The 21,672-nt window shown below is 36.2% G+C and carries 18 protein-coding genes; 6 read left to right on the top strand and 12 right to left on the bottom strand.

Features of this window, described 5'->3' with window-relative positions:
• Positions 1-33 precede the first annotated feature (33 nt).
• From ABH942_RS07395 to ABH942_RS07360, 8 genes are all read right to left on the bottom strand, one after another.
• The gene (locus tag ABH942_RS07395) at positions 34-3,495 is read right to left on the bottom strand and encodes a M43 family zinc metalloprotease (RefSeq protein ID WP_370030640.1); all 3,462 of its coding nucleotides are present in this window, start codon (positions 3,493-3,495) and stop codon (positions 34-36) included.
• A gap of 1 nt (position 3,496) precedes the next feature.
• Entirely contained in the window at positions 3,497-4,447 is a 951-nt protein-coding gene (locus ABH942_RS07390) for a hypothetical protein (RefSeq protein WP_370030639.1), read from the bottom strand.
• A gap of 32 nt (positions 4,448-4,479) precedes the next feature.
• Positions 4,480-5,367, bottom strand: coding sequence for a hypothetical protein (locus tag ABH942_RS07385; protein WP_370030637.1), 888 nt, complete (start codon positions 5,365-5,367; stop codon positions 4,480-4,482).
• A gap of 140 nt (positions 5,368-5,507) precedes the next feature.
• On the bottom strand, positions 5,508-6,317 hold the full coding sequence (locus ABH942_RS07380; protein ID WP_370030635.1) for a T9SS type A sorting domain-containing protein: 810 nt from the start codon (positions 6,315-6,317) through the stop codon (positions 5,508-5,510).
• A gap of 88 nt (positions 6,318-6,405) precedes the next feature.
• Complete coding sequence (locus ABH942_RS07375; protein ID WP_370030633.1) at positions 6,406-7,296, bottom strand: T9SS type A sorting domain-containing protein; 891 nt, start codon at positions 7,294-7,296, stop codon at positions 6,406-6,408.
• Between the two features lie 145 nt (positions 7,297-7,441).
• On the bottom strand, positions 7,442-7,783 hold the full coding sequence (locus tag ABH942_RS07370) for a T9SS type A sorting domain-containing protein (protein WP_370030631.1): 342 nt from the start codon (positions 7,781-7,783) through the stop codon (positions 7,442-7,444).
• Between the two features lie 105 nt (positions 7,784-7,888).
• A complete protein-coding gene (locus ABH942_RS07365) occupies positions 7,889-9,022 on the bottom strand; it encodes a hypothetical protein (RefSeq protein WP_370030630.1) in 1,134 nt (377 codons plus the stop codon).
• Positions 9,023-9,227: 205 nt separating this feature from the next.
• Positions 9,228-11,972, bottom strand: coding sequence for a TonB-dependent receptor domain-containing protein (locus ABH942_RS07360; protein ID WP_370030628.1), 2,745 nt, complete (start codon positions 11,970-11,972; stop codon positions 9,228-9,230).
• Positions 11,973-12,156: 184 nt separating this feature from the next.
• Here ABH942_RS07360 and ABH942_RS07355 point away from each other — a divergent pair, with 184 nt between their 5' ends.
• Positions 12,157-12,840 (top strand): response regulator transcription factor, encoded by a 684-nt coding sequence (locus tag ABH942_RS07355; RefSeq protein WP_121375988.1) that lies wholly within the window; start codon positions 12,157-12,159, stop codon positions 12,838-12,840.
• Positions 12,840-13,883 (top strand): sensor histidine kinase, encoded by a 1,044-nt coding sequence (locus ABH942_RS07350; RefSeq protein ID WP_370030626.1) that lies wholly within the window; start codon positions 12,840-12,842, stop codon positions 13,881-13,883. Before ABH942_RS07355 ends, ABH942_RS07350 begins: the two co-directional genes overlap by 1 nt.
• Here the strand turns inward: ABH942_RS07350 and ABH942_RS07345 are convergent.
• The gene (locus ABH942_RS07345; protein ID WP_370030625.1) at positions 13,857-14,915 is read right to left on the bottom strand and encodes a glycosyltransferase; all 1,059 of its coding nucleotides are present in this window, start codon (positions 14,913-14,915) and stop codon (positions 13,857-13,859) included. The two genes, ABH942_RS07350 and ABH942_RS07345, sit on opposite strands and share 27 nt — an antisense overlap.
• A 225-nt stretch (positions 14,916-15,140) precedes the next feature.
• On the opposite strand from ABH942_RS07345, the gene trmB reads away from it, so the two are divergent.
• Genes trmB through ABH942_RS07330 form a run of 3 tightly spaced genes read left to right on the top strand, consistent with a single transcriptional unit; the run spans position 15,141 to position 16,783 of the window.
• A complete protein-coding gene (trmB, locus tag ABH942_RS07340) occupies positions 15,141-15,815 on the top strand; it encodes a tRNA (guanosine(46)-N7)-methyltransferase TrmB (RefSeq protein WP_370030623.1) in 675 nt (224 codons plus the stop codon).
• Between the two features lies 1 nt (position 15,816).
• A complete protein-coding gene (locus ABH942_RS07335; protein ID WP_370030621.1) occupies positions 15,817-16,443 on the top strand; it encodes a LysE family transporter in 627 nt (208 codons plus the stop codon).
• A gap of 10 nt (positions 16,444-16,453) precedes the next feature.
• Positions 16,454-16,783, top strand: a complete 330-nt coding sequence (locus ABH942_RS07330) for an MGMT family protein (protein ID WP_140000837.1) — start codon at positions 16,454-16,456, stop codon at positions 16,781-16,783.
• Between the two features lie 35 nt (positions 16,784-16,818).
• Here ABH942_RS07330 and aqpZ read toward each other — a convergent pair whose 3' ends face one another.
• The 3 genes from aqpZ to ABH942_RS07315 form a co-directional block, all read right to left on the bottom strand.
• On the bottom strand, positions 16,819-17,526 hold the full coding sequence (gene aqpZ / locus ABH942_RS07325; protein ID WP_370030619.1) for an aquaporin Z: 708 nt from the start codon (positions 17,524-17,526) through the stop codon (positions 16,819-16,821).
• A gap of 97 nt (positions 17,527-17,623) precedes the next feature.
• A complete protein-coding gene (locus ABH942_RS07320; protein WP_370030617.1) occupies positions 17,624-18,946 on the bottom strand; it encodes a PAS domain-containing sensor histidine kinase in 1,323 nt (440 codons plus the stop codon).
• On the bottom strand, positions 18,933-20,291 hold the full coding sequence (locus ABH942_RS07315; RefSeq protein ID WP_370030615.1) for a sigma-54-dependent transcriptional regulator: 1,359 nt from the start codon (positions 20,289-20,291) through the stop codon (positions 18,933-18,935). The genes ABH942_RS07320 and ABH942_RS07315 overlap by 14 nt, the downstream gene beginning before the upstream one ends.
• Before the next feature lie 143 nt (positions 20,292-20,434).
• On the opposite strand from ABH942_RS07315, the gene ABH942_RS07310 reads away from it, so the two are divergent.
• On the top strand, positions 20,435-21,670 hold the full coding sequence (locus tag ABH942_RS07310; protein ID WP_370030613.1) for an efflux RND transporter periplasmic adaptor subunit: 1,236 nt from the start codon (positions 20,435-20,437) through the stop codon (positions 21,668-21,670).
• Positions 21,671-21,672 lie beyond the last annotated feature (2 nt).

The raw sequence follows: 21,672 nt of genomic DNA, 5'->3' as shown, positions 1-21,672 counted from the left end.
TTTAAATTGGGGCTTTTTAAAATTTGAGAAGTGTTATTGTTTTACTATTTTTTTAGTAACAGACTTTCCTGTGGAAGTTTTTAAATTCAATAAGTAAACTCCCTTTTCATAAGGACTTAGATCAAGCGAATAATAATTAACGTTTGAAGTCTTTTTATAATGAATTAGTCTGCCTTCAATAGAATTCACAGTTATTTCTGTCATTAAGGAATCTGAAAGTTCAATGTTTACAAAATCAGGAGTTGGGTTTGGATAAATTAAAACCTGATCAATTGTATTTATAATCGATTTTGTGTCACTTTGCTTTTGTGCCTTTGCCTGAGTACATGGCCCGATATGAGCAAGAAACACAGAGCCATTTTTTATATGTGCATTTGGACTTATTACAACCGTTTGTCCCGCTTTTAAATCGATGTCGATACCGTTATTTACAATATAATTTGTATTGGTAGTTATGGTTTGTGATGCCTGATGTTGAGCGGTAGCGGTTTGTACATTGTTAAAAATCAAATTTGCATCGCAAGTTGGTTGAGTGCTGCAATTAGATTCTATATTCTGGCTTATAGTTTTAACACAGCCTGCTGAATTAGTTATCGTCAAGGTTATTACACCAGGTAATGAAGTCCAGTTCACGCTAAAATTAGAGAGATTGTTAGGACCCGTAAAAGTTCCGGTCCCTTGTGTTATTGACCATACGGCAATATCTCCTTCCTGAAGGGTTGTGTAATTATTTGTAACAGGAGAAGTTGCTACACATGCTTTCGTACTTCCAGAGATTTGTATCGGATCGTTATGTATTGTTATGGTTGTCTGGGCGATAACTGTATTGCTGCTATTTTTTAGCTTTACAGTATAGGTATATAAAGGCAACGAGCCTGCGCTAAAAACATGTGTAGGATTGGCTTCCGTAGAAGTGTTATTGCTTCCAGAAGCCGGATCTCCAAAATCCCAGCTAAAAGAGGTGCCACAAAAATCTGGGAAAAACTTGTAGGTATTGCAAGCTGTAATATAGCTGCTGATTGAGGTTGGTGTTCCTGGGTATACGGTTGCATGTTTGGCGTCGATCATGTTTGGCAATCCGCCTCCTAGGCTGACGTAATTCCCTCCAGGGCGTAAAGGGCCATTGGTTGAAAGATTACAGGCATTAGGATTGCCAGAAGTGCTTCGGGTATTAGGAGAATGGATTACGGCAAGCTGTTTTGAGGGATATATATTCATATATATTTTGCCATCAGGGCCCAATTGCATTGAGTGAAAGAATTTTTCTGAAGGTAGCCTGTAAACATCAATCTTAGTGTTGTTAATGTTTGGGCTGCTTAAATCATATTGATTTATTACTCTTTGGTAGTCAGTTATATATAATAATTTTGAATCAGGACTAAAAGCAGCGCCTACAACCGACCTCCGTACTGTTATCTCCTTTTCATTGCTTATTGTTCCAGAAATTTTATTAAAATCATATATAAAGGATTTTGTACTGCCTCCATGTAGAAATAAAAATAGTTTGTCTCCATTAGGAGATGCTTCAATTGAGTTATAATCGAAATTATAAGAATTAATCTGGAATTGGCTCACATATGTAAGTCCGCCATTGGTTGGTGTATTGGTAAAGGAGTATACAACCAAAAAATATCCATTATTTTTTTTAAGTTCTGTGATTACCCAATAATCATCACCGGAACATTTCTTTATTGCTGTAACACCTTCACCTCCTATTAATGCACCGTCAGTAGAACTTGTTAAGAATCCCTGGTTTGACGGTATTGTGACTGGCTGTCGGATAGAGCCTATCGTCGCTAAAGTTGTAGAAGTAGCATTTACGGTATGGAATCTAAAGCCCTGGTCATTATATGAATCAGAATTGTTGGTAAAGATAGTATATTTTGAGGTAGACCCCGGATTTGGTAAACTGATTACAGAGTTTACCCTTGCTACATTGCTGTCGGGAGCCATACTCTGTGTATTTAGTTGTTGATAGTTTGCATTCCATACATAATCTTTTCCGGCATAGAAAAGCAAGTTACCCGAACTGTCGCTCTGCGTTGTTAAGGCATAAGCAGTTGGAGCAGTTTCCGGGAAAGACAAATCAAATGAGGGAGTGCCAGTATGAAATTTTAACATATTGCTCCAGCTTGTATACCAATTAGAGCCTGAATTAAGGATAGGAGAACAATTTTCAACAAAGATTTGGGCAGTAGAGCTGGCCGTTATACCATCGGAAATCCGGGTAACTGTCAATGTTACAGTATATGGAGAATTTGCTGTTGAGCTGAAAGTGTGGGAGGCTATTTGTGTATTGGCTGTATTTGAAGAAGACCCCGAATCACCAAAATTCCATGAATAACTTACTCCCTGAGCATTGACGGCGGTAAATGTTATTGCATTGGCACTGCCTATGCATGCTGTATAGCTGCTGGCAGTAAAATTTGCTGAGATTAGGTTTGGAGTACATGTTACACCAGCATTGATAAGATTTTCAGCAGTATAAAGGGAGCTTCTATGAATACTAAGAATGGCTTGCATCCTTTCTTTCTGGCCTTGGGTAAACTCGTTCCTGCACATATCATTGGTGTAATCCATATGGTTGTTGATAAGGTCAGGTAGCTCTGTAGGGCTTTCTCCCTGACAACTATTAACAGTTCCAGGACAGCCGGAATTAGGAACGGCTACTTGAGGAGTATCACATACATGGTCACCACTTGTTTCACAAGTAGCAGGTGTGTTTCCACTACATCCATTTTCAAACGTATGATATAGTCCAAAATGATGACCTACTTCATGAACCAATACTTTTCCTTGATCATAGCCTGGAAGTAGGTTGCAGCTAGAGCAAGTATTGGCATCGCCAAAGGCGTCATAACGAACGACAATCCCATCAATTCCCATTGGAATTCCTGGAAAAGTGCCATAACCTAGAATATTTGAAGAAGTCCCATCAATACTTTTCACGACCCATATCCTTAAAAAAGTATCTGAGCTGATACCGGAATCATATATCCCACTAGTGGCAGTCTCAAGTTGCATTTGCGAGGTAACAGTCATCGCATGATTAGAAAGAGTACCATTGTTTACATGTATTATACCCGGAGTGGTTTGTATAGCTCCTGAAGGCATAGGGACTGACGATGAGGTAACTGTCTTGGTTGCAAGACAGAATTTCATTGCATAAGGGTTAAAATAGTTGTTTAATGCCGAAATCTGGCTCTGGACCTGGGCATCGGAGATATTTGTTGTTGAAGTACCATCATGTACTACATATACTATTACGGGTATAGTAATTAATGATTGATTAGTATTTCTTTGGGCTGCATTGTCAGCTTTTACGTCTCGAATCATTTTTTCATTCATCTCCATGATTTCTTGGAGTTGAGGGTTTTTTTCTAATGCCTCTTGAATTAATTTATCTGTGGCACAGATATGTTTATCTTCCCCTTTTTGCCCAAAACAATTTATGCTGATAAAAAGCATAAAAAGAATTTTATATAAATTTTTCATATTACTTTATTATGCTTTTTAGAGCTTCTTTTAATTCTTGAAGTTCTTTGTTTTGTCTCTCGTTAATTTTATTTTGCTCAATAATATAAAGAGTCAGTTCTTCAATTTTTTCCTGTTGGATTTTTAACATTTGTCCCAATTCAATACCTTCTTCCTTTACTTGCTTTGCAGAAGGAACATTTTCTAAATGGCCATTTTCCTTGATAAAAATTTCTACTTCTTCAAGAGGTTTCAATTTGTAGTTTTCATCAAAAACATAATCAGCCCAAGAAGATTGAAGATTAACGCGAACTTCTTCTGTCAGTATACCGCCTTTTACAAAAAGATTATAATTAGAAACGTTTACTGAGCCTGCTGTTGTAGGAAAGTTTCCAAACCCATTTCCAATGCCTACTTTTCCATTAAATTTTAATTGATCTTGAGCAAAATCACCCCAGATTAGTGGGTGGGCTGTATCTGTATTATCAATAAATAATTTGTCATTTCCAGACATTGAATATCCGACATTATTCCCTATTAATACATTGTTTGAGCCTTGTGAGTCTCCTCCTGCTTGCATTCCTATAAAAGTGTTATAACTGCCATTGTTTTCACCACCTGCAAACTGACCTAAATAGACATTGTAAGAGCCATTAAAGTTGCTTTGTCCAGAATGCGAACCAACAAAAGTATTATTTGCTCCAGTTATATTACTTAATCCTGCCTGATAACCCATAAAAACATTGAATTTTCCTGTTGTGTTTTCCATACCTGATTCATTCCCAATGAATGTATTGTTAATGCCTGTGCTCGTATATCTTCCAGCTTGATACCCATAAAAGGTATTTGCAGTTCCATTAGTTCCAGCATTTAATCCTCCACTTGTTAGAGTAGCGGTTGAAGCTACGTTTTGAGAATATCCAGGGAATACGGATAAAAGTAATCCGGTAATTACGATGTGTGCTAATTTCATGTTGTTAAGTTTTGTTTGTTATAAGGTTGTGATTATTTGTTAAGGAGCAGATTTACCTTTTCTTCAAGGTCTGAAAGCTTTTTTAGCAGAACTTTGTTCTGTTCTTTTTCTTTTTGATTTTCTTTGTTGAGTTGCAAAAGATATAAAGTCAGTTCTTCTATTTTTTCCTGTTGCATTTTAATCATTTCTCCTAATTCAATTCCTTCTTCTTTTACCTGTTTTGCAGAAGGCATATTTGGCAAATGTTTATTTTGGTTGATGAATGTCTCAACTTCTTCAAGAGATTTTAGGTTATAGTTTTTATCAAAAACATAATCAGCCCAAGCTGACTGAAGATTCACACGTACTTCTTCAGTTAATATGCCACCTTTTACAAAAAGATTATAAGCGGCAACATTTACAGAGCCTGCCGTTGTAGGGAAGTTCCCGAAACCATATCCAATGCCTACTTTTCCATTAAATTTTAGTAGATTTTGAGCAAAATCTCCCCAGATTAATTGTGCAGTTTCGTCATTACCAATAATTAATTTATTACTCGATTCTGATTCAGAAAAACCAGAATCATTGCCAATGAAAATATTACCTGACCCCATATGGCCTCTTTCTTCATTACCACTATTATTGCCAATCAAAATATTTCTACTTCCTGTTCCTCCTGTTCCGGCTTTCCATCCTAAATGAATATTGTCATTTCCTCCGCTAAAATTTCCTGTTCGCTCTCCAATATAAGTATTACGATTTCCAGAGCTTGCAGAGCCAGCATAATATCCATAAAAAGTATTTCCACCGGGAGCTGTAGTTGTTGTGCCAGCATTTAATCCTCCACTGGTAGCAAGAGAATTAGATTGTACGTTTTGTGCTTCAGCTGAAAAAAAACTAGCCACTAATGATACAGTTAAGAAAAGTTGTTTTGTTTTCATAAAATTTGATTTATAAGTTACCTCATAAATATATAAAATTATAAGATTTTACATCATAAATGTTTTTATTTATTTGATAATAAGTGTAATAAAAAAAGCCTCAATATTATTGAGGCTTTTTTAAAGTATGTTTTTTAGATTTATTTAATGACGAGTTTTCTTGTAGCAGTTTTTCCTTCTTCAGTGATTTTAACGATATAAACACCACCTTTTAGGTTAGAAACGTTTACAAAATCTGTAGCACTAGTATTTACTACTTGTTTTCCTAAAACATCGTAGATAGCAACTGTTTTTTCAATGTTAGCATCTGAAGCGATGAATAGTTTTCCGTTTGTTACCGGATTAGGATAAATTTTAAGACCAGCAATAGCATTTTCTTTAACTCCTAAAGCATTTCCTGTTAGCTTGATATCGTCAATCCTGAAAGCCGAAACGGTCGAAGGAGGATTTTTAAAACGGATTCTTAGGTTTTGAGTAGATGGAATCTGTCCGGTTGTGGTAATCAATGACCATGTGGTTAAGCTACCAACAACTCCTGTGTAAGTTAGTGGGGTCCATGCGGTACCATCAGGACTTGTTTCAATTGTTACTGTATTTGAATTTTGAGAATTTCCTTTTAATTGCCCGAATGAAAGCGTAATGTTTGAATAATTAGAAGTATTTATACCTTCAATCATAAAGGTCTTGTCTGTTGCGAAAATAGCAGTACAACCACCGCCTGAGGCTCCTTCATAACCCGAGGATGGCATTGCGATATCTGGATTGTTTGGTAATACCATAACGGCATCTCCAGAGAAAATAACGGGACTGCTATTTTGAAAGGTGTGACTGGCAATAGGAGTCTGTGCAGGATTTGTAGGTGGAGTTCCCATATTCTCTGAAAAAATGACAGTCTGGGAAAAACTATTTCCAAAAGAAATTGCCAACAATAAAATGTAAAATTTCCTCATATTTTTGTTATATTTTTAGATTATAAGGCAATAATACAAAAAAAAAGCATCCCAATTGGGATGCTTTATATTCTTTTGAAAAAACTAATTACTTGATAACTAATTTTCTAGTAGCAGTTTTTCCTTCTTCAGTGATTTTAACGATATAAACACCACCTTTTAGGTTAGAAACGTTTACAAAATCTGTAGCAGTAGTATTTGCTACTTGTTTTCCTAAAACATCATAGATAGCAACAGTTTTTTCAACGTTAGCATCTGAAGTGATGAATAATTTTCCGTTTGTTACAGGGTTTGGATAAACTTTAAGTCCAGCGATTGCATTTTCTTTAACTCCTAAAGATGCAGTCGTTCCTGTGAAAGCTACATCATCAATACTGAAGTTACCACCAGCACCTTCTGCGTTGAAGCCGTAGAATCTAAAAGTTACTGGAGTAGTTAGGTTGCTATATGTACTTCCTAAAGTGATAGTATTGCCATTTACGCCTGCTGTATATGAATCAAGTATCCAAAAGAAAACATTTCCAGTTTGTACATTGACATTTGCATTTGTAGCAATTGAAGCAGGTAGGTTTGCACCATAATTATCTACACTAGATCTTACTGCGTAAGTCCTTACTCCTGTACCAGATCTTTGAGATCTAAAAGTAACAGAACTTAAGCTTAAAGTTTGTCCTGCAGCTGGTGTAAGAACAACTTCATAATAAACTCCAGGGTCAATTGCGCCAGTTAAAGAAGAGTATGTGTCATTACCATTTGTCGCTCCCTCTGGTTGATTTGGATAGGAAAAACGTCCTGCTCCTGATGAACCTGTAACAGATGGACCTAAATTAGGGTTTACAACATGAAAACTACCAAAGGTCAAGCCTGCTGCAGTTGGAACAGGAGTTGGGTCAGTTATTCCGTTTGTTGCGTTAGCTGTAATACCAGCGAAATCATAAGTAGCAGTAAATGCCTGACCATATGAGAAAGTTCCAGCCAATAGAATTAATGATAAAGCGTAAAGTTTTTTCATGTTAACTTGTTTTTTGTTATAAAAATGTATTGCAAAGATAGGAACAATTTGTCAGGGACAAAAATATCTGTGTAAATTTATGGTTAAATGTAAAATTTTAGTTGCACTGCAACTATTTGACTATTAGCTTTCTAGTGGCAGTTGCATCGCCTTCCTTGATTTTTATGATATAAACACCTGGAGAAAGAGAAGAAACATTAAGTTCTTTTGAGGTCACAACAGACTGCAAAACCTTTTTGCCAAGTACGTCATAAATGGCAATCTCTTTGTCTAAAGTTGATTTTGAAGTAATATAAATCTTACCATTGCTGACAGGATTTGGATAAAAACTCAATCCTTCAATGGTAGTTTCCTGCGTTTTTCCGTTAGTAGCCGGCCTTGACTCTTGAGCAGAGACTCTTGCAGAGAAAAGGAACAGAAAGAAAAAGATAGTATAAAAGTATTTTTTAGCCATCGCCTAGATTTGGTATTGTAAATATATAAAAGATATTTCAATAATTATACCAAAAAAAATGCCTTTCAATTTGAAAGGCATTTTTGTCATGTTTAATCTTTTATATTATAGACCCATCCAGTTCATCCAGCTTGGCTTAGCAGCTCCATTTCCAGCTCCTGTAGCTGTAGTTGTTGCGTTGAATCCAGCAGCCATATTACTTGCTGATGTTACACCAGTGATTGTGATGTTGCTTAATGGATGTGCTGTGAAGTAATTTTGAGAATCAATTCCATCAAAGTTAATTCCAAAACCAGATCCAGAAGCAGTACTGCTGAAGTTAGCAATATAAACATTAGAGATAGTAGCATAAGTTCCTCTTCTCAACCACATTCCACCTTCTTTAGGAACATTTGCAAGTCCTCTTCCAATAAGAGTTACGTTGCTCAATGTTGGGTTAGAAATTGGAGTCAAAAGTGGGTTGGTTTGGTTGTTATCAGCTTCTATACCACGGCTGTCAGCAGAAAAACCTGTTGCAGATGATTGATCAGAATATAAGTAAGAAACAGTTCCGTTCCATCCTTCAGTCCAGTCAAAAGAATCATCTTGACATCCTATGGCAGCTAAGTTAGTAGCGTTTACAGAACCACCAAACCATTCAAAACCGTCATCAGAACCTTGATAAACTAAAATGTTGTTTACAGTTGTTCCTGAACCAACAGCGTAGAAAGTAACTCCGTTGAATTCTGCATCCTCATTGATTAGGTTACCAGAATATTTTACGATGATGTGAGAAAGTATACCTGAGTTATCAGCTGGATTAGTTCCTCCATAAGTCAGTCCTGTAACTTCTGCAGTTACGTTTGTTCCTAAATTTGTTATCGCATTACCGCAAATTACAATTCCTCCCCAATCTTGTGGTGCTGGGTTTGGGCTGTTAGAAGTAAATACGATTGGATTTGCAGCAGTTCCCTGAGCAATAATTTTAGCTCCTTTTTCAATTGCTAAGAAAGCAACTTCCTGGAATGAAGCATCAGCTTCAATTTTTGTTCCTGCTGGTATTGTTAATGTAACTCCTGGCTTAACATAAGTAGAACCTCTCAAAGTGTAAAGTGTCCCGGCATTAAGCGTCATATCTTGTGTGATGTTACCACTCAAAATTCCTGTTTCTGGAGCAGTTGGACCGTCGTTGCTGTTGTCGCTTGAACAACTTGTAAAAAGTGTACCTAAGATAGCTAGGCTAAATACTAGTTTTTTCATTTTCTAAAATATTATGTTGTTTATTTAGTTGTGCAAATATGGCGAGAGGGATTGTTAATGCAGTTAAGCAAGTATTATCTAATCTTTATTTTAAAATAGAATAATTGTAAATTTAATGTTACTCTGCGTTAGGTGTTTAGAGTGTTTAAATCAAAAAAGGCTGCCTTGTAATAAGACAGCCTTTTTTAGTTGCAATGTGTATTTTTTAAAATAGATTGTATTTGATTCCCAAGCTAAAATCAAGTCCTGTTTTAAAGGAATAAGTAGTAGCATCTCCCTGTGCATTTTCCTGGTATCTTTCAATTTTACTATCCAAAAGGTTCTTAACATTAAAACTGATGTTTAAGCGATCTCCAATTGCAGCGCTTGATATAAGGTTAAGAGTAGGGATTCCTTTTTCCATTACGTTTCCACCTGTTTGTATGTTACCAAGAGAGTAGATTCTGTCGTGAAAATAGTTTCCAACTAATGAGATGGTTGGCTTAAATGATCCGCTTTCAATTCTATAAGTAATATCGGCATTTACTAAAAGAGGAGATGCTCCTTGTAATCCGTCTTTCTTGTCATTAAAGCTAACGCTGACAGTGTTGTTAGTTTCTGCTGCAACTTTCTCAGAATCTAGCTTTTGCTCAGAATACATATAAGTAAAGTTGAAACCTGCTGATAAATTTTGCTTGTCTTCAATATTCCAAATGTTTTTACGAACTTCAAATTCAGCTCCAACAACAAAAGCATTATCTCCTGCATTTACAAAAGTATTATCGTTCAAAGCAGAGTTTAAACGCGCTTTACTGATTGGGTCAACTATGTATTTTCCGAAACCGGTAATAGAAATTAATTCTTCCTTGTTAGGGAACATTTCCCATTTGATGTCAACATTATAATTGTCTGATGGATTCAAAAAGGCATTACCAACAGTGCTTTCTCCAACTACTTCAAATCTGAAAGGTGCTTTTTCAATGAACTGAGGCAATGTATATGTTTTACTAACAGCTGCACGAAGATTTTGTTTGTCGTTTAAGCTGTATTTTAAAGTAGCTACTGGAAGAATATACAATTCATCAATTTTTGCATCATTGAAGTTTACATTTGGTAATGAAATATTCGTATCCCATTTCATTGTTTGTAATACTTTTTCTGCTCTAACACCAACAGTGTACGTCAATTTTTCTGATGGAGAATATTCAAAATTAACCAATCCAGAATGTACGTCTAAATCTGCTGAATAAGTAAACGGTTTAAGGCTTCCGGCATTTCTTGAAGTTAGGATTTTGAACGTATTATCAATGTTTGTTGAATTTGACTGATTGGTTGCATTCAAGAAATCATCGATTGTGCTTTCTGATGTATTAACACTTCCGTTGATTCTGAAGTTGAATTGTGTTGCTTCAAAATCTCTTGTCTTCATTTTTCCATTGTATCCAAAAGAAAGTTTTCCTTTATAGTCTTGTCCTTCACCTTTGAAAAGTTTGTATGAGAAAACAGCTTTTGCAGCTACTTCATTTTCTTTAAGTGATTGGAAATATCTGTTGTTTGTAGACTGTGAGTTGGTATTGAACGTAAATCCATTAATTCCTTCAAGCAAAGTGCTCGTGATTCTATCCGGCATATCAGATTTTACGATTCCGTAAGATCCGCCCCAGTTAAGTTCTAATCTATCGCTTAGGACGTCTTTTCCTAAAAGCTGATTTACGAATAATTTGTTTTGCTCAGTGATAGTCTGTCTTGTGAAACTGTTTGTACCGTTTTCATTAAAAAAGTCATATTCATTAACGTCACTTTTAGATGAGTTTACAAAAACACTGTTTAATTTTAAAGAGTGATCAGAGTTTATTTTATAAGCAAGATTGACCATTCCTGTCGTTTTTGTAACATACTCGTACTTATTTACATTATAGAAATCTTCAATGATGTTGTCATTTGTATTTCCAATGTTTCTTTGAGATCCTTTTTTAAGGTTATATCCATTTTCAAAAGAAGCTGTTGCAAAAATGTTCAATTTACTTTCTTCTCCAATGTTAAAACTGGTTCCTCCATTAATTCCAAAGTTGATATCAACAGGGTGGTTTTCTAAATTAGGAGCCCATCTGTTTTGGAATTGGTATGTTGTGACACTGTTTGGTTTTTTTACATTGTAAAAACCAGATTTTTGAATTCCGTCCGCAACTTTAAAATTGGTGTTAAATGCATTATTGTTTAAACCACTTCCAATTTCAATGTTTAATTTTCCTTTTCCATTATGTTCTTTAGAAACGATATTGATATTAGCTCCACCAACATCACCATAAGAATCTGGATAATATGTTTTGCTTACTCCTACCGACTGGATTACGTCAGTAGAGAAAAGATCCAATGCAACGTTTTTATTTGTAGGCTCGTTTGAAGGCAATGGAAGTCCGTTTAGGGTAGTACTGTTGTATCTGTCTCCTAATCCACGAACAAAAATACCGCTGCTTCCTTCTTGTTTAGAAATACCCGTAACTTTAGTTACAGCCGCCGCCGCATTGCTTACACCTTTACGGGCTAGTTCTTGCGCTCCGATACTTTGCGTGATATTTACCGCCTTTTGCTGCTCCATAAGCAAAGCAGTTTCTTTTTCCCTGCTTTGTACCGACTCAATTACAACGTCTTCAAGCGTTACACTTCCGGAACTTAATGCTTTGTTTACTGTTTTTGTTTCTCCAGCCTTGATCGTTACAGTTTCTTCTTGCGATTCATAACCTAAAAAGGCAAAAACCAGTACATGAGTTCCCGGTTTTACGGTTAAAGTGTATTTTCCGTCAATATCCGTTTGGGCTGAAGTAGTTGTACCTTTAATTGTGACTGTTGCAAACGGCAATGTTTCGTTATTCAAATCCTTATCAGTAATTACTCCTGAAATCGTACTTTTGCTTTGTGCAAAACCAAGAGTGCTAAGCAGTAAAGTGATGAATAATAGTTTAATTTTCATTGTGTGTGTTGTTTAAATTTGCGCAAAGGAACGGTCGTTTTGTAAAGCTGATGTTAGAAACTTGTTACTTTTAGGTTTCACTAACTTTACTAAATTGTTACGATATTAAATTACAGTTAACACATGTAATCCTTTTGTTTTATATTTACATTTACAACCGCTAAACGCAAATTTTTTCCTAAAGATGAAAAAGAAAGACATTAAGATTTTATTGGTTGATGATGAGCAGGATATCCTCGAAATCGTAGGATACAATCTTTCACAAGAAGGCTATCAAATTGTAACAGCCAGCAATGGGAAAGAGGCGATACTCAAGGCTAAAAAGGAGTTGCCTCACCTAATTATCATGGATGTGATGATGCCTGAAATGGATGGAATGGAAGCTTGTGAAAACATCAGAAAGCTGCCTGAGCTAAGCAACGTAATTATTACGTTTCTGACGGCAAGAAGCGAAGATTATTCGCAAGTTGCCGGATTAGATGCTGGAGCTGATGACTATATCTCTAAACCAATCAAGCCAAAATTATTGGTAAGCAAAGTAAAATCGCTGTTAAGAAGGTTAAAAGAGGAAGAACAAAATTCGGAAACCCTAAACGTGGGTGGTATCGAAATCAATAGAGAAGAATACAAGATTATCCAGGACGGAAAAGAAATCATACTGCCAAGAAAAGAATTTGAACTTTTCTATCTATTGGCATCTAAACCTGGAAAAGTATTTAAAAGAGAAGAAATTCTGGATAAGGTTTGGGGCAACGAAGTAATCGTTGGCGGAAGAACAATAGACGTCCATATCCGTAAGTTAAGAGAAAAAATCGGAGAAGAATTGTTCAAAACCATAAAAGGAGTTGGCTATAAATTAGAAGTTTAATGTCCGTAAGTTTCAAGAAAACATACCGTTTTGCGGTAAAATCATCGTTGTATATTACTTTTTTCTCTACCGGAATGGTGGGAATCCTTACTAGCCTGTTTTATGATTTTTCTTGGAAATTCTGTCTTATTTTTGCCCTGTGCATCGCTATTTTCTCTTTCTTCGTTTTGCAATACCGCGTAGAAAGATTTATTTACAGAAGAGTGAAAAAGATTTACGATGATGTTTCGCTCCTCGAATCTACTAATTTCAGGTCGCAGCCTATTACTACCGATATGGCTACGCTTACCAAGCAGGTGAAAAAATTCGCCACCGATAAAAAACTCGAAATCGAAACTCTGAAAGTCCGTGAAGAATACCGAAGAGAATTTATCGGGAATGTATCCCATGAGTTAAAAACACCATTATTTACCGTGCAAGGTTACCTTTCAACGCTTTTGGATGGCGGAATGAAAGACAAAACCATTCGTAAAAAATACCTTCAGCGTGCTGAGAAAGGAGTCGAAAGACTAATCTATATCGTACAGGATTTGGATATGATTACGAAACTGGAAGCCGGTGAACTGAATCTGGTGAATACACGGTTCGATATTTTGGAAGTCATCCAAAATGTTTTCGATTTGCTGGAAATGAAAGCATCGGAGAAAAACATATTGCTGATGTTTGATTTGAAATATGTAAAACCGATTTATGTATATGGCGACAAGGAAAAGATACAACAAGTAGTTACAAACCTTGTCGTCAATTCCATAAAATATGGAAAAGAAGACGGTACTACCGAAGTTAGTGTTGAAGATTTGGTCAATAACAAAGTCATTGTCCGGATTATGGATAATGGCGACGGTATCGAAAAACAGCACATCCCAAGACTTTTTGAACGCTTCTACAGGATAGACAAAAGTGGAGCCAGGAGTGAAGGCGGTTCAGGATTGGGTCTTTCTATCGTAAAGCATATTATTGAGGCCCACGACGAAAAAATCTATGTTGAGAGCCAGGTAGGCAAAGGATCAGAATTTTCATTTACCCTCGAAAAGACAAAATAACTTATTCCAGGTTATTGCTGTTCCAAAGTTTTTCAATCCTTTAAACAGGTCGATTTCCAGAAGATTTTCAATCTTAAAATCTTCTTGTTTGGCAAAAGGAACCAATCCTTCTTTCTTTAATTTTTTGGCAAGATATTCTTGTTCGTATTGTCCGGGAGTAGGAATAAAAAATGCTTTTTTTCCAAGCTGTGCCAAGTCCATAATTGTAGTGTAACCGGAACGGCATAGAACAATTTCGCTTTCGTTGAATGTGTTTTCCAGCTGCTCCGTATTCATGAAGTTGTAATACGTCACATTGCCTGCCTGCTCAATTTTTTGTTCAGGTTCAATTTTTCCTTTAATAAAAACTACTTTCCCTTTGAATTGTCCCATTTCCTGAGTCAGTTGAGCTTCAAGCATACCGCGTTGCGGCTCAGGACCGGATAAGATGACCATCAGGTCGTATTTCTTATCGGTTGGCTTTCTGTGAAGTCGGCTTAATGGGCCAATATATTTTATATTCTCTTCCGGATTTTCAAGATGACCCAGTTTTCCTGAAAGATTTGGTTTGGTTTCAACATCAGGAATCCAACACTGATTGAATTTTTTAATGATATGCTGATGTACTTTACTGGAAATCCATGTTGTGTTCCCGGTCAAAACATTAAGCTGATGCGTAATAAAAACAGAAGGTATTTTTTTGGAATATACGCCAAGTCTGTTATCAGAAATAATTCCGGCAATATCATATTCATCTATCCATTGGCGGATGGTTTTTTTCTCCTGAAGAATAGCATCAATCATTTTTGGGGAATTCTTGATCATTTTCCATTTAAAAAAAGCACCATTTTTGGCATATTCGATGTGGTAAGATGGTAATTCCAGACTTTGCAGGTGCGGAAATTCTTTTTGGAGCATTTGCAGCGCAACTCCATCGGAAGCTATAATTGGAATATAGCCGTTATTTTCAAGAGCTTCTATAATAGGGATGCATCTTGTGGCATGGCCCAAGCCCCAATTTAATGGAGCCACTAATATTTTTTTTGAAGACATGGCTTTTCGATCCTGCTGTTAAAAGTTTAAAAATAGTCAATACTGTCTGGCTTCTGTTTAGTTTTTTGCCAATTCATTTTCGTAAAGTTGGCAAAAAAGAACGGGTTGCAATTGATGATAAAAGCCCAATTTGCAGCTTCAAATCCTGAATTAAATTTGAAGCAAGATAAAAGTAATTCAGTTCTTATATATTTCCTTAATTTTACCAAAATTTTAAATTAAGCCGTGGGAAGTAAAAATAAGCTAAAACGATTTAAAGAGAACGCCACTTTTGGCAATGTTTTTCAGCCGACCAGAGAAGAAGTAGTGGGCGGAGAGTTTCCTTTGAAAGGAAAATGGAATGCCTCTTTTTTTAAAAATGATAATCCGCTTGTTCTGGAATTAGGCTGTGGAAAAGGAGAATATTCCGTAGGATTAGCCGAAAAATATCCAAATAAAAACTTTGTAGGAATCGATATCAAAGGTGCCCGTTTCTGGCGTGGTGCAAAGACCGCCGTTGAAGAGGGGATGCACAATGTTGCTTTTGTAAGAACGCAGATTGAATTGATCGACTATATTTTTGGAGAAAATGAAGTGGATGAAATCTGGATTACTTTTCCAGATCCGCAAATCAAATACAAGAGAACAAAACACAGGATGACCAATTCGGAATTCCTGCAACTCTATAAAAAAATATTAAAGCCGGATGGTGTCGTAAATCTGAAAACGGATAGCGAGTTCATGCACGGTTACACGCTTGGATTGCTACATGGAGAAGGACATGAAGTTTTGTATGCAAATCATAACGTCTACAAAAATGAAGGTAGCCCGGAGGAAGTGACAAGCATCCAGACATTTTATGAAAAACAATATTTGGAGATTAATAAGGCAATTACCTATATTAGATTTAAAATAAAATAATATGGCAATTGCAATGGCGCTGTTGTGGGGAATTTTTCTATCGGCTGTTGGAATTGCTCTTCCGGGGCTGATAAACATGACGGCTGCTAAGATTAGTGTTCGTGATGGCCGTACGCGTGCTGTTTATTTTGCGACAGGTGCAACGGTTGTCGTGTTTTTTCAGACGTATATAGCGGTTGCATTTGCAAAATTTATAAATAGCAGACCGGATATTATTTACCTGCTTCAGGAAATCGGACTGGTTTTGTTTGCATTGCTTACGATTTATTTCTTTTTTATTGCAAAAAAGCCAAAACTTAAAGAAGAAGATAGCAAAATCAGGACAAAAACTGGAAGGTTTTTTCTCGGGATGCTATTGTCTGCACTAAATTTTTTCCCAATACCATATTATGTTTTTGTAAGCATTACTCTGGCGAATAATGGTTATCTGCAATTTATACCTATTCTGATTTGGATGTTTGTTATGGGAGTTGTCCTGGGTTCTTTTTCAATTTTTTACCTCTATATCGTTTTCTTTAAGAAAATTGAACATAAGACGAATTGGATGATGGAAAACATGAATTACTTTTTGGGATCGGTTACAGGATTGGTAGCGATTATCAACCTGATCAAGATTTTTAGAAATTAAACTTTCCGGTATGAAAGAAGAAAATTTTTTCCAGAGAGTTTATGAAGTCGCAAAGCAAATTCCTTACGGAAGAGTTACTTCCTACGGAGCAATAGCAAAGTATTTGGCTTCTTCCGGATCAGCGAGAATGGTTGGCTGGGCAATGAATGCATCGCATAACAATGATGATATTCCAGCACATAGAGTGGTAAATCGTGTTGGTCTTTTATCAGGGAAGCATCATTTTGATGGGACGAACCTGATGCAGCAGCTTTTGGAAAACGAAGGTATTGAAGTTATAGACAATCAGGTTGTAGATTTTGAGAAACATTTCTGGGACCCGGCAATTGAATTAAGATAAGAAAAAAGGCGGGGAACTCCCCGCCTTTTTATATTTTATGCTTCATCATTATTCTGTAACAAGAATTTATATGCAAATCCGGCAAGAATGGCGCCCAGAATAGGAGCAGCCCAAAACAACCATAATTGTGAAATATATTCACCTCCCACAAAAAGTGCCTGAGAAGTTGATCTTGCAGGGTTTACAGAAGTATTCGTAATTGGAATACTGATAAGGTGAATCAAGGTCAGTCCAAGTCCGATTGCAACTCCGGCAAATTTTCCGTTTGCAAATCTATCTGTCGCACCAAGAATTATAATCAGAAAGAAAAAGGTCAGGAGTAGTTCCGCTATGAAAGCCGCTTCTAAGGAATAGCCTTCGGGAGATAGAGTTCCAAAACCATTTGCTGCAAAAGCTCCGGCCTTTGTTGGGTCAATTGCAAAACCTTCTTTTCCGGAAGCAATTAGATATAAAACTGCTGCCGCTGCGATTCCTCCAACAACTTGTGAAAGAATATACGGAATCAGATCTTTCCCTGAAAATCTTCCGCCAGCCCAAAGTCCAAAAGAAACAGCCGGATTAAAATGCCCTCCAGAGATATGTCCAACAGCATAAGCCATTGTCAGTACTGTAAGTCCGAAAGCCAATGCGACTCCGGCAAAACCAATTCCTAGGTTTGGAATTCCAGCAGCATACAAAGCGCTTCCGCATCCTCCAAAAACCAACCAAAATGTTCCAAAAAACTCAGCAAATAATTTTTTCATATGTTGTAAATTATTAAGTTAATTAACACAAATTTAGGATAAAAAACAAAGTGCTGTTAATTATTGTGAATTATTTGATAAAATTATTGTAAGAATTTTACAATAAGCAAATCGTAAAACTCGTTCGCCCATTATCGTTACTATGGCTAAGGTAACCACCATGAGCCTCGATTATGTTTTTTGATAAAGTAAGCCCGATACCTGCTCCTTCTTTACGGGTGGTGAAAAAAGGCAGGAAAATTTTTTCTTCTATAGCGGGATCTACACCTGTTCCGGAATCGGATATAGTAATAAAAGTTCGGGCGTTTTTTTCTTCACAGACAATTTCGATTTCTTTTTCTTCTCTGTCTTCAAGAGCGTAAATACTATTGGTCAGCAAATTAATTAAAACTTGTTCGATTTGAAGTTTATCGGCCTTTATTCGCCTGTTTGATTCAATTCTATTTTTTACGGTAACGTTTCCTTTCTTAAAAAGCGGAGCCATGACCTGTAGCGTGTTTTCAAGCAAAGGTTTTAAGTCTATTGCTTCTTTGTCTGGAGTAGGAAGCATGGCGAGTTTGCGGTAACTTTCTACAAAATTTTGCAAATGGTCGCTTCTGTGAATGATGGTTGTGACGCTCTGCCTGATATCTTCCAGATCTTCTTTAGACAAAGATTCCTGCTGCATCAGTTCGTTCAGGTTTTGTGTAAGTGACCGGATTGGCGTGATGGAATTCATCAATTCGTGAGAGATAACTTTCATCAGGTTGATCCAGGCTTCTTTTTCTTTTTTCTCGATTACCTTTTGTATAGAATCCAGCAATATGATATAATATTCTCTATCGAAGGTTTTTGTTTTGGAGGCTTGAAGGATGAAGGTCTGCGAAGTCTGCTTGTTTACGCTAATCTGTAATGATGTTTTTATTTCCTGAAAATCTCTTTCTTCAATAATCGTACATAGCGAAGGCAGCTGGTTTTTCAAATAATGCCATTTTGAAACTTTTGGCACCTGAAAATGATTCGAGAAATAATCGTTCATTAAAAAAATGTTCCAGTCTTCGTTTTCTTTTTCTAAAATCAATACTCCGGTTTCTATATTGTTCAGGATAGAACGATAAACCAAATCTTTAGAAACATGTTCGTTTTGTTTAACTTTCAGGCTGTCATATAGTTTGAAAAGCGTTTTGTAATTTTCGAAGGAGGCATGTTTTGAAAAATCGGCAGAAAAATCATTGTTTAATATAGCCTGTATGGTCTTGTCATAAAATAAAAAGATATTCCTTATGGCAGAAAACAATTCCAGTATAAGAATAAATATAATAAAAAATACGAAGATAGAAGTATAAAAAAGCCCTTTCTGAAATAAGAAAAAACAAATGATGATGCCTGCCAGAATAGCGCAGAATCGAACTAATAATACGGTATTTCTATTCGGTGCCATTTGGATTATCTATTTTGTATTTTTCCATTCTTCTGTAGAGTGCAGCCCTTGAAAGGCCAAGTTCTTCGGCAGATTTGCTAATGTTGAAATTGTTCTTTTGCAGGGTTTTTTCAATGGCAGATTTTTCAACATCGGAAAGTTGCACGTCATCATTACCTTCTGTTTTGGAGATCGTATCTAAATCAAGATCAGAAACGGTAATCGTATTGTTTTCGCATAAGATAACGGCCCGTTCAATGCGATTTTCCATTTCACGGACATTTCCGTTCCAGGAATGCTTTTCCATTTGAGCCAAGGCATTGTTGTCGAAAACAATTTCTCCGCGGTCATATTTTTCAATTGTCCTGCCAAGCAGAAAATTGGCCAATGGAACAATATCGTCTTTTTGTTCGCGAAGTGGTGGCAAAGTGATTTCCATCGTATTGATCCTGTAGTAAAGATCTTCTCTGAAATTCTTTTGACTGACTTCCTGTTTGAGATCCATGTTGGTAGCCGTGATTATGCGAACGTCCAATTGTCTGGGTTTTGCCTCGCCCAAACGTGTCACCGATTTGTTTTGTATAACCTGTAATAATTTAGCCTGCAATTGTAGCGGAACATTCCCAATTTCATCTAAAAAGATAGTTCCTTTTTGAGCCAGTTCGAATCTTCCCGGCGTATCATTTTTAGCGTCAGTAAAAGCGCCTTTGGCATAACCAAAAAGTTCGCTTTCAAAAATATTGTCATTTAAGGAACCTAAATCTACGTGAACAAACGGATGGGTATTTCGGTTGGAATTTTGGTGAATATGATTTGCCAATACATATTTTCCGGTTCCATTTTCTCCAAGAATCAAAACGTTGGCATCTGTTTTTGCTACTTTTTCTGCCAGAGAATAGGCCTTTTGTATACCGGAAGAACTCCCAATAAAGAAAGAATCCTTTTTAGGTGTTTTAGCTGTTTTTTTCTTTTCTTTCCGGTTTTCTTCAACAGCGGCTTTTACAACTTCCAATAACCTTTCATTGTCCCAAGGTTTCAGGATATAATCGAAAGCGCCGGCTTTAAGTCCTTCAACAGCTGTTTCTACTTTCCCAAAAGCGGTCATTAAAATTACTGTAGTTTGTGGCGAAAAAGTCTTGATTTCTTTTAAAAGATAGATTCCTTCTCTTCCGTCTTCAAAGCCTATTCTGTAATTCATGTCTAAAAGAACAACATCAATTTGATTTTGAGATAGCGTGTCAAGTATATTTTTAGGATTATTCAGCGTATAAATTGTCTCAAAATGTTTCTTAAGAAACATCTTGGAAGCAAATAAAATATCTTCCTGGTCATCAATGACTAAAATTGTTGCTTGCGTTTTTTTCATCGGCTGTTCGTTTTTGGACAAATAGTGTTCATTATCGGACACTTGAGGTTTTGATTAAAAATGAAAAGCCTTATAACATAAGGTTTTGCAATTTTTAAAATCGTGGCACAAAATTGTTATATAGTTTCACAAATAATTTAATTATGGACACTATCGTTCCTCGTAAAAGTAGAAAAAATAAATACCTGTTAATTGGTTTGCCTCTTTTTTTATTGGCAGCTTATGTTGTGTTTTCATCTGTAACTAAAAAAAGAGGTTTGGAGGTCAAAAAAGGAGAAATCACAATTAAAACAGTGGAGAATACTTATTTTGAAGATTTTATTGTTTTTCAGGCCAAAGTAGAACCTCTGAATTCGATGTTGCTGAATGTTATTGAAGGCGGTTCTATTCAGGAAATTTTTGTCGGTAATGGTGACTTTGTCCAAAAAGGACAACCTTTGGCAAGATTGTATAATCCGAATACGGAATTAGGCTACATGACACAGGAAACTTCCATGATCGAACAGATTAACAACCTGAATAAGGTAAAGCTGGACTTGAGAAACCAGGAACTGAACCTGGCTAAAGATTTGGTTGCAATAGAGCACGATTATCTGGATGCCAAAAGCCTGTATGAACTGAATGAGAAATTATTCAAGGAACAAATCCTTTCTAAAAACGAATGGGAAAAGACACAGGAAAATTTCAGATTCCAAAAAGAACGAAAAAATATAATCCAGCAAAGCATCCAAAAAGAAAAACAGGCTAACCAGATTCAGATTGCCCAGATCAACCAATCACAGGCAATCATGCAGAAAAGCCTGCATATTTTGAGAAATAACAAGAAGAATTTTTTGGTTACGGCACCACTTGCGGGAAGATTGTCCTCTTTTGAGCCTGTTTTGGGTAAAAACTACATTGCAGGAGAAAGCATCGGAAAAATTGATGTGATGAAAGGATATAAGTTGCTGGCAGATGTAGATGAATTTTATCTTGAAAAAGTTTCCCAGGGTCAAAAAGGAGAAATTGAATACAAAGGAGAAATGATTCCGGTAACGGTTTCAAAAGTAATACCGGAAGTGAAAAATGGCAGATTTCAGGTGGAGCTTAATTTTGTGAATACAGAAAAACTTGACCTCAGACAAGGTTTGAGTTTTGGAGTAAGATTGATGCTTTCTGAAAAGTCAAAAAGTATTGTGCTTCCAAAAGGAAGTTTTTATGAAGATACTTCCGGCAAATGGATTTTTATTGTTGAGGGAGATAAGGCAGTCCGCAAAGAAATTAGTCTGGGTAGAGAAAATCCTTTATATTATGAGGTTTTGGGCGGGTTAAAAGCAGGAGACAAAGTGGTGACTTCATCCTATAAAGATTATAAAGAAATTGAAATTTTAAACTTTTAATA

Source organism: Flavobacterium sp. 28YEA47A (assembly GCF_041262125.1).
Taxonomy (GTDB): Bacteria; Bacteroidota; Bacteroidia; order Flavobacteriales; family Flavobacteriaceae; genus Flavobacterium.
The sequence above is the reverse complement of the archived record's forward strand: the minus strand, read 5'-3'. Positions and strand labels throughout refer to the sequence as shown.

What these genes read in the sequence shown, in the direction of transcription:
- ABH942_RS07380 (WP_370030635.1), bottom strand. Translation starts at nt 6,317, where the DNA reads ATGAGGAAATTTTACATTTTATTGTTGGCAATTTCTTTTGGAAATAGT.
- ABH942_RS07350 (WP_370030626.1), top strand. Translation starts at nt 12,840, where the DNA reads ATGTCCGTAAGTTTCAAGAAAACATACCGTTTTGCGGTAAAATCATCG.
- ABH942_RS07365 (WP_370030630.1), bottom strand. Translation starts at nt 9,022, where the DNA reads ATGAAAAAACTAGTATTTAGCCTAGCTATCTTAGGTACACTTTTTACA.
- ABH942_RS07315 (WP_370030615.1), bottom strand. Translation starts at nt 20,291, where the DNA reads ATGAAAAAAACGCAAGCAACAATTTTAGTCATTGATGACCAGGAAGAT.
- ABH942_RS07360 (WP_370030628.1), bottom strand. Translation starts at nt 11,972, where the DNA reads ATGAAAATTAAACTATTATTCATCACTTTACTGCTTAGCACTCTTGGT.
- ABH942_RS07345 (WP_370030625.1), bottom strand. Translation starts at nt 14,915, where the DNA reads ATGTCTTCAAAAAAAATATTAGTGGCTCCATTAAATTGGGGCTTGGGC.
- ABH942_RS07310 (WP_370030613.1), top strand. Translation starts at nt 20,435, where the DNA reads ATGGACACTATCGTTCCTCGTAAAAGTAGAAAAAATAAATACCTGTTA.
- ABH942_RS07320 (WP_370030617.1), bottom strand. Translation starts at nt 18,946, where the DNA reads ATGGCACCGAATAGAAATACCGTATTATTAGTTCGATTCTGCGCTATT.
- aqpZ (WP_370030619.1), bottom strand. Translation starts at nt 17,526, where the DNA reads ATGAAAAAATTATTTGCTGAGTTTTTTGGAACATTTTGGTTGGTTTTT.
- ABH942_RS07390 (WP_370030639.1), bottom strand. Translation starts at nt 4,447, where the DNA reads ATGAAATTAGCACACATCGTAATTACCGGATTACTTTTATCCGTATTC.
- ABH942_RS07330 (WP_140000837.1), top strand. Translation starts at nt 16,454, where the DNA reads ATGAAAGAAGAAAATTTTTTCCAGAGAGTTTATGAAGTCGCAAAGCAA.
- ABH942_RS07335 (WP_370030621.1), top strand. Translation starts at nt 15,817, where the DNA reads ATGGCAATTGCAATGGCGCTGTTGTGGGGAATTTTTCTATCGGCTGTT.
- ABH942_RS07355 (WP_121375988.1), top strand. Translation starts at nt 12,157, where the DNA reads ATGAAAAAGAAAGACATTAAGATTTTATTGGTTGATGATGAGCAGGAT.
- ABH942_RS07370 (WP_370030631.1), bottom strand. Translation starts at nt 7,783, where the DNA reads ATGGCTAAAAAATACTTTTATACTATCTTTTTCTTTCTGTTCCTTTTC.
- ABH942_RS07395 (WP_370030640.1), bottom strand. Translation starts at nt 3,495, where the DNA reads ATGAAAAATTTATATAAAATTCTTTTTATGCTTTTTATCAGCATAAAT.
- ABH942_RS07385 (WP_370030637.1), bottom strand. Translation starts at nt 5,367, where the DNA reads ATGAAAACAAAACAACTTTTCTTAACTGTATCATTAGTGGCTAGTTTT.